This window comes from Halopseudomonas pelagia (assembly GCF_009497895.1).
GTDB classification, from domain to species: Bacteria; Pseudomonadota; Gammaproteobacteria; order Pseudomonadales; family Pseudomonadaceae; genus Halopseudomonas; species Halopseudomonas pelagia_A.
Genome location: NZ_CP033116.1, coordinates 494,627 through 508,404, shown reverse-complemented (window position 1 = coordinate 508,404; position 13,778 = coordinate 494,627). Strand labels below are relative to the sequence as shown.

Below are 13,778 nucleotides of genomic sequence, written 5' to 3'. Positions count from 1 at the left end.
GTCACGCTCAGATCACACCGCAAGCCAAGCGGGCGCCGCCGCCGCCCAATGGTTTGGGATCATCCGAGTAGTTGTCGCCACCAGCGTGAATCATCAGTGCTCGGCCCTGCAACTGCTCGACCGACTTCAGACGCGGCGCTAGCACCGGCGTTGCCGCGTTGCCCTGCTCGTCGACGTAAAGTGCGGGTAGATCGCCGAGGTGGCCATCAGCATAGGGACCTAGATGCTCGCCCTTGCCATCCGGGTCAAAGTGCCCGCCAGCGCTTGCCGCTGCTGACATTTCCCCTTCCTTGTGCGCGGGATAACAACTACCGTGCTCATGCACGTGAAAGCCATGCATGCCGCTTGGCAGCGACGTCAATTCAGGCGTAAACAGCAGGCCATGCTCGGTTTCTTCGATGCTGATCTGACCCACCTCTTCACTGGTGCCCTGAGCATTAACCTTGGAAACGGTTACGCTGGTGGAATCGGCAAGAGCATAGCCGGTTCCCAGTATGCTCAGCATCAGCGTAGCTGCTACCTTTCTGGCCAGGCCAGTGGCTGCTATCGGTTGGCTACTGGAGCTTGCGGCGCAGAAGGAGGATGCGAATTGGTTCTTGATATTCATCTTTATTTCTCCATTAATGACGCTGAGCCCTACACTACGGACTTAACGAATACAGCTGCATAACGGTAAAATACCGGCCTAGGGCCATCATCACCCTGAACGATAACCGTCATGTATTGGTAGCCGCAGGAACAGCCAAGTTCCGGCAAGTTATATTTATCAGGAACAAGCAGAGCCGTTTGCCTATCATAGGCTGTGATGGATCGAATGCGCCGGAGACAGCATGACCAAAGTATTTATAGTGGAAGACGAAGAGCTGATTGGCATGCTGTTGGAAGAGATGCTGACAAACAGCGGTTTCGAGGTCGTAGCGCGTGCAACAGAACTGGAACAGGCGCAACGCATAGGTGCGTCTGAAAGCATGGATATCGCGCTTCTGGACATCAGCCTGTATGGCGAGCCGGTGTTTCCGCTAGCGGTACAATTAAAGGAACGGGGTATTCCGTTCGTATTTACCACTGGGTACGGCGCAGCCGGCTTACCTGCAGAATGGGCCGGCTATCCGGTATTCTGCAAGCCATACAATATGCAGGAATTGACAGAGAGCTTATCTCAGCTGGCCCTCCAGGGTAGCTGATAGAACAATCTGAAAATCAGACGCAAACCAAATGAATAATATGACCAATGGCTTTCTCGGTGGTGGGGGCGAGATGGGCCAGCTTACCCGGATTCATGATTGGGCAAGTTCCCCGCTCGGCACGCCCGACACCTGGCCACAGCCATTGCAGACCGTGGTTAGCCTGGTGCTGGGCTCGAATCAGGCCATGTTCGTCGTCTGGGGGCCAGAACACCGTCTGATCTACAATGATGCGTACGCACAGGTGCTGGGCAACAAACACCCGGCCGCCCTGGGCGAGCCATTTCTTGAGGTATTCGCGGAGATTCGCGAGGATCTGCTCCCGATCATCGAGATCACCTACACCGGGCAATCGGTACATATGGCCGACATCATGTTGATGATCGATCGCCGCGGCTACTCAGAAGAAACGCACTTCACCTTTTCTTACACGCCGATTCGCGATGAAGCTGGCGTAATTGCTGGCTTTTACTGCCCGCTTACCGAAATTACCGCCCGCGTACTGGCTGAGCGGCGGCTGGCCGAAGAGAGCCTTAGGCAAAGGCAGCTGTTTGAACGTGCACCGGGGTTTATCGCCATTCTCAATGGCCCGACCCACACCTTCGATTTCTACAACCAAGCCTTCGCCACTTTAGTCGGCCGCCATGATTTTTCCGGCAAGACCGTGCGCGAAGTCTTGCCGGAACTGGAAGGACAAGGTTTTTACGATCTGCTGGATCAGGTCTACCAGACCGGCGAACGGGTGATCTCCTCGGGGGCGCCAGTCAGTCTGCGACGCTTGCCTAACGGGGCAATCGACAACCGCTTCATCGACTTCATTTACGAACCCGTGCGCGACGAGAATGACCAGATTACCGGCATCTTTGTCGAGGGTTACGACGTCACTACGGCCTATCGGTCACAAGAGGCATTGCGCGCCAGCGAGCGCCGTTATATCGCGCTGACGCAGGTATTGCGTGAGATGAACGAAACCCTGGAACAACGGGTGGCCGAGCGAACCGCCGAGCGCGACCGGGTGTGGCACAACTGCCGAGATCTGCTGGCGATCGTGGGGCCGGATGGCATTTTCCGCGCGGCTAACCCTGCTTGGGCGGTGATTCTCGGCTACCAACCCGAGGAAGTGGAAGGCCGGCATTTTCTCGATTTTGTCTGGTCTGAAGATGGCGAGTTTTCCGCAAAGGGTTTTGACAGTGCGGTAGTCGGTATACAACTGACTGATTTTGAGCACCGTTGCAAACATCGGGACGGCACCCCCCGGTGGATATGCTGGTATACCTCTACCGGGGGCGACTCGGTTTACGCCTATGGCCGCCACGTCACTGCTGAAAAATTGCAATCCGAAACCTTGCTGAAAACCGAAGAACAATTGCGCCAGTCGCAGAAGATGGAAGCGGTGGGCCAGCTCACCGGGGGCATAGCTCATGACTTCAATAACATCCTCACCGGCATTATGGGCTCTTTGGAGCTGATGCAGATGCGTATAGCGCAGGGGCAACCTGAATCCATCGAGCGCTATGTTAAAACCGCCATGGACTCCTCCCAACGTGCTGCAGCGCTGACTCACCGCCTGCTGGCCTTCGCTCGGCGCCAGCCGCTGGATCCCAAACCGGTTAATGCCGGCGCTCTGGTCTACAGCATGGAAAAACTCATGCGCAGTACCCTGGGTGAGCAGTGCCTGATCGAGTTCGATATCGAAGACCCGCTGTGGACCACGTTGTGTGACCCCTATCAGTTGGAAAGCGCAGTACTGAACATAGTGATCAACGCCCGTGATGCCATGCCCGACGGCGGCACCCTGAAAGTGACTGCGCGTAACAGCAATAGCTGCCACGAATCGCAACTGAAAAAACTCGTGGATGAGTGTGTAGTGCTCTGTATCAGCGACACCGGTACGGGTATGTCGGACATTATTCAGCAACGCGCAACCGAGCCCTTTTTTACCACCAAACCCCAGGAACAGGGCACCGGGCTAGGTCTGTCGATGGTCTATGGCTTCGTCAAGCAGAGCGAGGGACACCTGGAAATCGTTTCTGAAGAAGGCCACGGCACCAGTATTAATATCTATCTACCACGCTTCCAGGAAATGCAGACGGCAGAACCTGCCGCGTTGGAGCAACTTGAAGAACACCCGCTGCGTACTGGTCTCAAGGTGCTGGTGGTGGAGGATGAAGCTGTGATTCGCGATATGGCCACGGAGATGCTGCGCGATCTCGATTGCGATGTATTGCAGGCTGAGGATGGGCCGACTGGTCTGGCTACGTTCCGCGCGAACGAGGGCATCGATCTATTGATTACCGATATCGGCCTGCCGGGAATGAATGGCTACCAGCTTGCCGGGCAAGCCATGGAACGGGTGCCGGGCTTGAAGGTATTGCTGATCACCGGCTATGCGGAAAATGCCATTCAGGCACAGGGCTTTATGCGACCCGGTATGGAAATGCTGACCAAACCCTTCAGCGTCAGCACCCTGAAGCACAGGGTGCAACGCATGCTGCAGTTCAGTTAGGTTCAGCTACTGCCCGGGGCGTCCGACGCTGCGACGCCGCGCATCTCTGACGGCGGCTGCGGAAAGCCGCTGCGATCACTGTAGTCATACACAGTAGCGAGCTGATGTTCGCTGGCCAGACCCTTGGCGCAGCGCTCATCCATTGTTGCTATTGCAGCAACACCGCCCGCAGCCAAGGCAGCGTTCAGCGGCTTGTCACCACAATGCATGGTTATGCCCAGTGCAGCCAGATCCAGTGCGTCCCCGGCCAGCCGCGCCTTGACCCAGGGCTCGGGTTTGTCGCTCAGCAGGAGCCCGGCGCCAGTTGCCAGCTCGCGTAATCCGCACAGGCGCAGCAGCACGCCGGTAGACGCCGGTAAACCCAACGCTCGCGCCAGCGGTACGGGAGCACAAAGCTCAACCAGGCCCAGGCCAATACTGAACCAGCCGAGATGCCGTGCAGATTTCCGCGCAGGGTGATTGATCGGATATTCCTGATATTGCTCACGTGCAAGTGTCATCGGTGATCTCCTCAGGGTTTGAGCACGACTTTGACGCAGCCGTCCTGTTTGTCACGAAAGGTCTTGTACATCTCCGGCCCCTGCTCCAGACCCACGGTGTGGGTGATAACGAAAGAGGGATCGATCTGACCCTCCTGAATGCGACGCAGCAGGTCATCAGTCCAGCGATTGACATGAGTCTGACCCATGCGGAACGTCAGCCCCTTGTTCATGGCGGCACCAAAGGGGATCTTGTCGACCAACCCGCCATACACACCGGGAATCGATAGAATGCCCGCTGGTCGGCAGACGTAGATCATTTCCCGGAGAACATGCGGCCGGTCGGTTTCCAGCATCAAAGCCTGTTTCGCGCGGTCATACATGGAGTCGATAGAGCGCGCGGCATGCGCTTCCATACCTACCGCATCGATACACTTCTGCGGCCCCTTGCCCTGCGTCAATTGCTGCAGGCGCTCAAGCACGCTTTCCTCGTCGAAATTGATCGTCAGCGCGCCACCGGCGCGGGCCATCGACAGGCGCTCGGGCACATTGTCGATACACACCACTTGCTCGGCGCCCATCATGATCGCACTGCGAATGGCGAATTGACCGACCGGCCCGGCACCCCAGATTGCTACCGTATCGGTTGGCTCGATTTCACACTGGGCAGCGGCCTGCCAACCGGTGGGGAAAATATCCCCCAGAAACAGCACCTGCTCATCGGTCAACCCCTCGGGAATCACCACCGGCCCGACATCGGCATAGGGCACGCGCACATACTCGGCCTGGCCACCGGCATACCCACCGGTCAGATGCGTATACCCGTAAAGCCCGGCGCCGCTGTGCCCGAACATCTTGTCGGCGATATGCTTGTTGCGGTTACTGCGCTCGCACACGGAAAAATTCCCGCGCCGACACTGGTCGCAGTCACCGCAAACGATGGTAAAAGGCACTACGACCCGGTCGCCGATCTTCAGCTTGTGTTTGGCTGAGCCGAGCTCCACCACTTCGCCCATGAATTCGTGGCCCAGGATGTCGCCGTGCTTCATGCCGGGCATGAAGCCATCGTGCAGGTGCAAATCCGACCCGCAAATCGCACAGGCCGACACCTGCACAATCGCATCGCGTGGGTCTTCTATTTTTGGGTCGGGGACGTGATCGTCGCAGCGGATATCATTCTTGCCATGCCAGCGTAGCGCTCTCATGAAAGTCTCCTGTTCCGATAGGTGTGCTGACCCGCCGGGGCGACTTCTACGCATGCTGGTGATGCCAGCCTGTGGGCTGGCGAGTGGCCGCGGCGGGGCGCTTACTGAAATTTAGTAAGGCCTGCGCCGGGAAAGTTGCGGTTATATTTGCACAGAGGCGGCGGTACCTGCCTTTAGGGTTAGGCAGGCACCGCCGATCAGGACTGTTAGAAGTCCAGAGTAGTAGACAGGATAAAGGTCCGCGGAGCGCCGACGGTCAGGTAGCCTGCACCCGGATAGCCGCCTGCAGATGCCCAGTAGTCACGATCAGCGACGTTCTCGACACGGGCACGCAGGGTCAGTTGCTGCTCGTCATTGATCAGCGTGGTGTAACGGGCTCCAAGATCAAACCGGGACCATGATGGCACCTTCTGGGTGTTGTTCAGGTCCGCGTACTGGGAGCTGGTATGAATGGCTCGTGCGTCTACCGACAGGCCGTTGACACCTGGCACCATCCAGTCGACACCAACATTCGCCTGAGTAGTAGGTGAGCCAATCGCCTCATTGCTCTCCAGCTCCGTATCCAGCAGGCTCAGGCCACCCAATACGGTCAGACCAGGCATCGGCTGGCCGAAAGCAGTCAGTTCAACGCCACGGTTGCGCTGGTGACCGATGATCTGGAATTCGGCATCCTCTACACCCGCCACTTCCTTGCGGCTCTGAAATACGCTGAGACCGCCCCCGATGCGGCCGCCATCATATTTGAGGCCCGCTTCGACCTGCTCGGTCTTGTACGGCTCCTGCCCTTCACCGGCGTTTGTTACCGGCTGACCATTGGCGAGGTCAGGCGCGACGTCGCCCTTCACCAGACCTTCGATGTAATTCACATAGCCGGAGAGGCCCGGCGTAAAGCGATACAGCACGCCAGCAACGGGCGTCACTGCGCTGTCGGAATAGGAGGCATCTACGTTGCGATCACCAGAGGTGTAGTCGTAACTATCGGTCTTGATATTCTGATGGCGCGCACCGACGGTAACCTGCAAACGATCGTCCATAAACGACAGCACATCAGCCAACGCCAGGCTGCGTGTCTGAACGCGACCCACCAGCAGAGGGTTGCTCAAGTCGCCGCCAGTGAAGAAGGTTGGCGCAGGAGCGATGACATCCGACGGGTTGTAAATGTTACCGGCAAAGGCGCCGGACATGCCGTAGGCGTTGCGCTCTTCGGAATGAAAGGTCGAAGCCGAAGCGGTCACGGTATGGCCGACAGCGCCGGTGTTGAAGCGTGCCCGCAGACCCGCCTCACCGGTGCGAACCTTGTCTTCGCGGGTGTTATCAAAGCGCGAGCTTGAGCTGTCGCCTTGCGCATTGTTCACCGTCGGGTTGGCAAAGGAGGTGGACTCATCGCTCTGACGCATACCTGCCGCCGCCCAACCGGTAAATACCTCGTTGAAATCATACTCGACGCGCAGTGTGCCGAAGTTGTCGCGTGCGTTGGAGTAAGTCCACGGCTGCGCGATGCTCTGCGACGCATCCGGAGCGGAGGTGATATCCACGCCCGGGGCAAAGGTGATGCTCGGCTGCAATGCATCCAGCTGATGATCCTGGTGACCCAGGTCGGCGGAAATACGCAGGCCGTTATGCCGGTAGTCCGCGCCCAGTGAAACCAGGCTCAGCTCCTGGGAAGCGTCATCCACCGAGGTATCTCCGTCACGGCGGGCCATATTCAGGCGCAGGCCAAAACGGTCGTCCTCGGAACGCCGGGCAAAATCACCGGCCACATAAGCTTCGCCGCCGGAGCGCACGCCGGCGGTAACCTGGTTCAAAGGCGTGTTGGGGGCACGCTTGGGCACAACGTTGACCGCGCCGCCCAGGCCGCTGCCGCCAGGGGCCGCGCCATTGAGAAAGGCGTTGGCGCCGCGCAGCACTTCCACCCGCTCGATCAGCTCTGCGCCCAGATACTGACGGGGCAGCAAACCGTACAAACCGTTATAGGACATATCATCGGAAAAGATCGGCAGTCCGCGTACCAGATAAACCTGCTGATAGTTGCCAAACCCGCGCGCCACGCGCACCGCCGGATCGTTCAGCAATACATCACCCACGCTGGCGGCCTGTTGGTCCTGAATCAGCATCTGGGTGTAGCTGGTCAAGGCAAAGGGCGTTTCCATATTGTCGCGGTTACCCAAGATACCCACTCGCCCGCCTCGCGCTACCTGACCACCGGCATAGGCCGGACGCAGACCTTCAGCGGAAGCGTCGGCGCTGGCGCGCACTTCCATCGAGGGCAGGTTCAGTGGATCTTCGGCGTCGGTGCCGGTGGAGGTTTGCGCGTAGCCGGTCAAAGGCAGCACGGAGAACATCGTCAACGACAGCAAGGTGCGTTTGAAAGGAGTGGCATGCATGGGGAAGAAAGTCTCTTGAGGTAAGCGAAACTACCCGACGGGCAGTAGCGAACCGCACAGTCAGCGCGCGAATCGCTAGAAATTAATACAAACAATTCGCATTATACTTACTCAAGAGCGATTGAACAGAGGCTGACGCCCGAGGAACTAGTCGCGGTGGGAGAGGATCGCGTCCAGCAGGCCGGGAAAGCGCGCATCCATATCCGTGCGGCGCAGGGAATTCATATGCGTGGTCCCTACCCCCTGGGTCATCACCAGGCCGGCATCACGCAGCACCCGGAAATGATGCGACATACTCGATTTAGGCCGTCCACCGTCCAGCTCGCCGCAACTGGCCTCCGGCACCCCCGCCAGATGCCGGACGATTTCCAGGCGCACAGGATCGCTGAGCGCATAGAGCACACGCTCGAGTTCAAAGTCATTTACCGCAGGATGTTTGAAAGGTCGCATGGGTGGAATAATACACGGCGGGTTGCCATTCATCCATAGTTCCAATATTATCGAACAACTGAACAAGTACTGATCTTGCCCTATTCTATGGAGTCAATATGTCCGCCCTATTCCAACCCTTCACGTTAAAAGACGTTACGTTGCGCAATCGCATTGCCGTGCCGCCCATGTGCCAATACTCGGCCACCGACGGCTTGATCAACGACTGGCATCAAGTGCACCTGGCTGCGCTGGCGCGCGGCGGCGCCGGGCTGGTCATCGTCGAGGCCACTGCAGTGGCGCCGGAAGGCCGTATTACCCCCGGCTGCGCCGGTATCTGGAACGACCAATTGGCGCAGGCATTCGTCCCAGCCGTGAAGGCGATAAAGGCGGCGGGCTCGGTCCCGGGTATTCAAATTGCCCACGCGGGCCGCAAGGCCAGCGCCAATCGCCCCTGGGAAGGCGACGATCATATCGCTGACAGCGACGCTCGCGGTTGGCAGACGATTGCCCCATCCGCCCTGCCCTTCGGCGCCAATTTACCCAAGCAGCCCGAGGCCATGAGCCTGGACGACATCGCGCGCGTTCGCGACGATTTCGTCGCCGCCGCTCAACGCGCCCGAGATGTTGGCTTTGAATGGCTGGAGCTGCATTTCGCCCATGGTTATCTGGGGCAAAGCTTCTTTTCCGAGCATTCCAACCAACGTGACGATGCCTACGGCGGCAGCGTAGAAAAGCGCAGCCGCTTTCTGCTGGAAACCCTGGCCGCCGTGCGCGAAGTCTGGCCGGAGAATCTGCCATTGACCGCCCGCTTCGGTGTGCTCGAGTTTGACGGCCGGGATGAGCAAACCATGCAGGAATCCATCGAGCTGACCCGTCAGTTCAAGGCCACCGGACTGGATATGCTCAGCGTCAGCATCGGCTTTTCCACACCCGAGGCCAAAATCCCCTGGGCGCCCGGCTTTATGGGCCCGATTGCCGAGCGTGTACGCCGCGAAGCGGGTATTCCGGTGTCCTCAGCCTGGGGCTTTGGCGAGCCGCATATCGCTGAAAAAGCCGTGAAGGATGGGCAGCTGGATCTGGTTATGGTTGGCAAAGCGCATCTGGCCAACCCGCATTGGGCGTATTTCGCTGCGCGCGAGCTGGGCATCGACAAGGCCTCCTGGACCCTGCCGGCACCCTATGCGCATTGGCTTGAGCGGTACTAAGCTCGGCGTTATTCGTCCACCTTGCCCAGCGCCAGTTTCTCAATGGTGCTGATCAGGCTTTCATAGGACACCGGCTTGCTCAGGTGCTGGTTAAACCCGGCCCTGAGCGCTTTGTCGATGTCCTGATTGCCGCCATAGCCGGTCAAGGCGATGGCCGGCAGTGATTTGAAGGCCGGCAGCTCGCGCAGGGCTGCGATCAACTGATGCCCGTCCATTGTCGGCATGCCGATGTCGGAGATGATCAGGTCGAAATCCTGCTCATTCGCCTTGGCAGCAACCAACGCATCCGGGGCGCCGGAGAAACTGGTGACCAGTGCCTCTTCGGTCTCGAGCAGCATAGTCATTACCTCAAGCACTTCCAATGAGTCATCCACCAGCAGCACCCGCAAGTCGTGCAACCTGCCAGTGGGCACTGCGCGCCCTTTATCTTCTTCCTGCTCCCCCCCTTCCAGATAAAGCGGCAGCCAGACTGTAAATGCACTGCCCTTGTCGATGCCCTCCGATCTGACCTGCACGTCTCCGCCATGGGCCTCGACCAGTTGGCGCACCAGCGACAGGCCGATGCCCAAGCCGTCACGGTGAATCCGTACATGTTGCGTATCTGCCTGACCAAACAAGTCGAACACCTTGTCCAGATACTCAGGCGCGATGCCTTCACCGGTATCACTTACATCCAACTGCGCCCAATCCCCGGAGCGGGTCGCACTGATAGTGATCTCGCCGGTAACCGGGGTGAATTTCAGCGCATTGTTCAACAGGTTCCAGATGATCTGTTCCAACCGCGTCGAATCCACATTGATCAGCAAACGCTGCACGTCAGACTCTTCTACATGCAACGTCAGCGTGCGTTCCGGCTCATCACTGTGGACTACCTCGAGTACATCGCGCAGCACGCTGCCCAAATCAACCTTGTGGCAATCGAGTTTGAGCTTGCCCGTGTGTACGCGGCTGACATCCAGCAGATCATCAATGATTTGCGCCTGACTCCTGACCGCCTCATTGATGGTTCTTACTGCTTTCGCCACGCTGGGCGTGCGTTTGGTTATAGGCAGACGGCCGAGCAGCTCAGCGTTGAGCTGGATGAGATTCAACGGATGCTTGAGCTCATGGGACATCACGGCGAAGAACTCATCCTTGAGCTGGATGGTATTTTGCGTCTCTACCAGTCTTTTGGCCTGTTCATCATGGCGTTGCTGCCGGTCAGTCAGGTCGCGGGCGATTTTCACATAACCGCGCAGATGATCATTCTGCAAAGGATTGACTACACCGCTACAATAAAACCGCGAACCATCCTTGCGCATATGCCAGCGCTCGTCCTCGGCGCGACCACTCTCACGCGCCCGGCGCAACTCGGTTTCCGGCACGCCTGCAGCTCGATCTTCCGGAGTGAAGATCAAATGACAAGGCTGACCTTCAGCCTCGGCCTTGGAATAACCGAAGATCAGTTCGGCGCCTCGGTTCCAGCCGGTAATCAGCCCTTCGGTGTCCTGCACAATAATGGCGTAATCTTCAGTGCTTTCGGCCACCAGGCGCATGCGCTCTTCGCCCAGGCGCAACTCAGCTTCCGCCGCGCGCCGGCCGGAAATATCGATAAAGGTCAGCACCGCGCCTTCGATGTGGTCATCGCTGGTGCGGTAAGGCAACAAGCGCGCGATATACCAGCGGCCGTCGCTGCTGCGCACCTCGCGTTCGACCAATTTGAGTGATTCGAACACCAGAGTGGCGTCATCAGCCAGATCGGGATAATCCAGGCGGTGGGTAATATCCAGCAGCGAGCGCCCTGAATCGACCGGCAGCATGCTGAATATCTGCGTAGCCCGGGGTGTGAACCATTTGATGCGCATACCGCGGTCGACAAACACGGTAGCGATGTCGGTAGAGGTGATCAGGTTCTGCAGGTCATCATTGATCTTGCCGGTCTCTTCGACCTTGGATTTGAGTTCGTAGTTGACTGTAATCAGTTCTTCATTGATCGACTGCAGCTCTTCCTTGCTGGTTTCCAGCTCCTCCGTCGCCGAACGCAACTCTTCGTTTATCGCCTGCAATTCCTCGTTGGAGGCCCGCAATTCTTCATGCGAAGTGCCAGACTGCTCCAGCGTATTCTGTAGATGCAGCTTGGTTCGCTGCAGCTCTTCCTCAAGCAGGGTTAATACTGTGTCCTTGCTCTGATTCTGCTTTTGGTCCTGTTCGTCTTTCTGCTCGCCGGAGTCGGTAATCGTATCTTCGACTTCATCGAACATGACCAACACAAACTCGCCGCCGGCGGTTTCATCCTTGAAGGGTTTGGCCACCATATGCACGTGGTAGGCGCGGTCACCACGACGTACCCTGACCCGCCGTGCCTCGACGCTCTTGCCTGTCTGCTGCGCCTGGTACAACGCTGTCCGTAGCTCCAGACGCAATTCCGGGGCGACCACCGCCAGCAGGTTGCGCGACGGCTCGCCACCCATAAACCGGAGAAAATGCCCGGCACGATCAGACATGTGCACGATGTCCGCATCGGTATCGACTATGACACTGGGCGGCGCGTACTGCTCAAGCACCCGTTGGTGTACTTCGGCAAAGGATTGCTTGCGAGGCTGCATCACTGGAGCCGGAATTTCCAGCCGCGGGTTGCCGTTGGCACTGGGCACTACTGGTACATGGCGGGCAGGGCCGGGGCCGTTCTTGGCTCGGTAGATTCTGTTCTTCTTGTCTATCGGGGTAAACAGATCAGCACAAATGTCGGCCGACTCCGAAGTACCCAGAAACAGATAACCACCTCGACGCAGGGCGAAGTGGAACATCTCGAGAATCCTGCGCTGGGCGTCTCTGTCCAGATAGATAAGCAGGTTGCGGCAGCAGATCAGATGTACATGGGAAAAAGGCGGATCGCGCAGCAAGCTGTGCTGAGCAAACAGGATCTTTTCGCGAATCTCCTTTTTGACCTTGTAGTGGGTCTGGTTCTTGATGAAGTACTGGCGCAGTCGCGGTGGCGCCACGTCGGTAATGATCGACGCTGGATAGATGCCTGCGCGGCCGACGCTGATGGCGCGCTCGTCTATATCCGTTCCAAACACCTGCACCTTGACCTGTGCTGCTTCGAGCTGCACCTGATCTGCCAGCAGCATGGCGAGCGAGAATGCCTCTTCCCCGGTGGAGGTACCCGCCGACCAGACCCGCACGCCCGCTTTCTCGTCACCCGGAAAATCCATTCCGAAACGGAACAGTTGTGGTATTACATCCCGCTCCAGCGCTTCAAAGGCTTCGCGATCGCGGAAGAAATTGGTCACGCCGATAAACATGTCATCCAGCAACGGCTTGGTTTCTTCCGGATGTGCTTGTAGATACTCATGGTAGGAGGTCATATCCGGCTGGGCGTTGACCTGCATGCGCCGCTCTATTCGCCGCAGCACCGTGGCGCGCTTGTAGTGAGCGAAATCATAACCGGTGCGGTTGAACAACAGGGCCAGGACTGCTCGAAGAGCCGCTTCTGCCGCTTCACCATCATCGGTAGCATCATTAGCCGCAGCGGCGCTTATTTCCGGATCTCCTGTCTCCGGCATATGGATACTGCAGGCGTTACGCCAAAGCTCCATCAATTTCTGAGGCATCTCCGCTACCGGCAGTACCAGGTCAACCATGCCGGTAGCGATGGCGCTGCAAGGCATGCCATCGAACTCCGCATCGGCCGGTGACTGGGCCATGGTGACGCCGTTCTGCTCTTTGATGCGCGATAACCCGGAGGCACCATCAGATCCTGTACCTGAAAGCACCAGGCAAAAGGCGCGGTTCTTGTGCACATCGGCCAGGTCGCGAAAGAACAGATCAATGGCCGCGTGCCGGGGTCTGGCGGAGTCGGGTTTGCGCACGCGCAAATGGCCGTCGTTCGTAGACAGCAGCAGAGCCGGCGAAATAATATAAACGTGGTTTTTTTCTATTGGGATGGCTTTGCGGACCTGGAGCACCGGCATTTTGGTGACCCCCTGTAGAATACGATCAGCGCTGCTTTCATGGTCCGGCGACAAATGCATGATGATGACAAAAGCCATGCCATTTTCATTCGGCATGTGCTCGAAAAATTTGAGCAGGGCCTGCAAACCGCCCGCTGAAGCGCCGATGCCCACGACCGGAAAAGACAGATGACTCAGCATCAATTCTGGCTGATTTTGCGGCACGTTTGGCGAGCGCCTTTTTGGAGGTTCGACCATTACATCCTCTGCTCAATAAAACTCATGCATTGCCTGCCCCAACCTGAAATATCCGATTCTCAACTGCCGGAGTGGTTCCCGTCACAGAAACTGCAAGCGCTTATCATAAAACAACTTTCCCAAGGGTACCCAGCAAACCACCTGAACGATAGTCAGACCTGCCAGTCACAACAGATAAGAGCCCCTTTTTCAA

Annotated in this window: 9 protein-coding genes; 3 read left to right on the top strand and 6 right to left on the bottom strand. The window is 57.9% G+C overall.

What is annotated here, in order from left to right; genetic code table 11:
- Positions 1–7: 7 nt before the first annotated feature.
- On the bottom strand, positions 8–505 hold the full coding sequence (gene sodC, locus EAO82_RS02350) for a superoxide dismutase family protein (protein ID WP_096345646.1): 498 nt from the start codon (positions 503–505) through the stop codon (positions 8–10).
- A gap of 325 nt (positions 506–830) precedes the next feature.
- On the opposite strand from sodC, the gene EAO82_RS02345 reads away from it, so the two are divergent.
- Positions 831–1,184: a response regulator gene (locus tag EAO82_RS02345; RefSeq protein WP_096345568.1), complete on the top strand. Its 354-nt coding sequence runs from the start codon at positions 831–833 to the stop codon at positions 1,182–1,184.
- A 31-nt stretch (positions 1,185–1,215) separates the two neighbouring features.
- Positions 1,216–3,690 carry a PAS domain-containing protein gene (locus EAO82_RS02340; protein ID WP_096345567.1) on the top strand — a complete coding sequence of 825 codons (2,475 nt, stop codon included), beginning with the start codon at positions 1,216–1,218 and terminating at the stop codon, positions 3,688–3,690.
- A 2-nt stretch (positions 3,691–3,692) separates the two neighbouring features.
- Here the strand turns inward: EAO82_RS02340 and EAO82_RS02335 are convergent, their stop codons facing one another.
- The 4 genes from EAO82_RS02335 to EAO82_RS02320 all read right to left on the bottom strand — a co-directional run bounded on the left by EAO82_RS02335 (position 3,693) and on the right by EAO82_RS02320 (position 8,208).
- Positions 3,693–4,190 (bottom strand): transcriptional regulator, encoded by a 498-nt coding sequence (locus EAO82_RS02335; protein ID WP_096345566.1) that lies wholly within the window; start codon positions 4,188–4,190, stop codon positions 3,693–3,695.
- An 11-nt stretch (positions 4,191–4,201) separates the two neighbouring features.
- The gene (locus EAO82_RS02330) at positions 4,202–5,374 is read right to left on the bottom strand and encodes a zinc-dependent alcohol dehydrogenase (RefSeq protein WP_096345565.1); all 1,173 of its coding nucleotides are present in this window, start codon (positions 5,372–5,374) and stop codon (positions 4,202–4,204) included.
- Between the two features lie 206 nt (positions 5,375–5,580).
- Entirely contained in the window at positions 5,581–7,758 is a 2,178-nt protein-coding gene (locus EAO82_RS02325) for a TonB-dependent receptor (RefSeq protein WP_096345564.1), read from the bottom strand.
- A gap of 147 nt (positions 7,759–7,905) precedes the next feature.
- The gene (locus tag EAO82_RS02320; RefSeq protein WP_096345645.1) at positions 7,906–8,208 is read right to left on the bottom strand and encodes an ArsR/SmtB family transcription factor; all 303 of its coding nucleotides are present in this window, start codon (positions 8,206–8,208) and stop codon (positions 7,906–7,908) included.
- A gap of 98 nt (positions 8,209–8,306) precedes the next feature.
- Between EAO82_RS02320 and EAO82_RS02315 the strand changes: the two genes are divergently transcribed.
- A complete protein-coding gene (locus tag EAO82_RS02315; RefSeq protein WP_096345563.1) occupies positions 8,307–9,395 on the top strand; it encodes an NADH:flavin oxidoreductase/NADH oxidase in 1,089 nt (362 codons plus the stop codon).
- 8 nt (positions 9,396–9,403) lie between these two features.
- Here EAO82_RS02315 and EAO82_RS02310 read toward each other — a convergent pair whose 3' ends face one another.
- Entirely contained in the window at positions 9,404–13,585 is a 4,182-nt protein-coding gene (locus tag EAO82_RS02310; protein ID WP_096345562.1) for a CheR family methyltransferase, read from the bottom strand.
- Positions 13,586–13,778: the final 193 nt, after the last annotated feature.

Bases quoted from the DNA above. Each gene is read 5' to 3' on its own strand.
- sodC (WP_096345646.1), bottom strand. From the start codon at position 505: ATGCTGAGCATACTGGGAACCGGCTATGCTCTTGCCGATTCCACCAGC.
- EAO82_RS02345 (WP_096345568.1), top strand. From the start codon at position 831: ATGACCAAAGTATTTATAGTGGAAGACGAAGAGCTGATTGGCATGCTG.
- EAO82_RS02340 (WP_096345567.1), top strand. From the start codon at position 1,216: ATGAATAATATGACCAATGGCTTTCTCGGTGGTGGGGGCGAGATGGGC.
- EAO82_RS02335 (WP_096345566.1), bottom strand. From the start codon at position 4,190: ATGACACTTGCACGTGAGCAATATCAGGAATATCCGATCAATCACCCT.
- EAO82_RS02330 (WP_096345565.1), bottom strand. From the start codon at position 5,374: ATGAGAGCGCTACGCTGGCATGGCAAGAATGATATCCGCTGCGACGAT.
- EAO82_RS02325 (WP_096345564.1), bottom strand. From the start codon at position 7,758: ATGCATGCCACTCCTTTCAAACGCACCTTGCTGTCGTTGACGATGTTC.
- EAO82_RS02320 (WP_096345645.1), bottom strand. From the start codon at position 8,208: ATGCGACCTTTCAAACATCCTGCGGTAAATGACTTTGAACTCGAGCGT.
- EAO82_RS02315 (WP_096345563.1), top strand. From the start codon at position 8,307: ATGTCCGCCCTATTCCAACCCTTCACGTTAAAAGACGTTACGTTGCGC.
- EAO82_RS02310 (WP_096345562.1), bottom strand. From the start codon at position 13,585: ATGGTCGAACCTCCAAAAAGGCGCTCGCCAAACGTGCCGCAAAATCAG.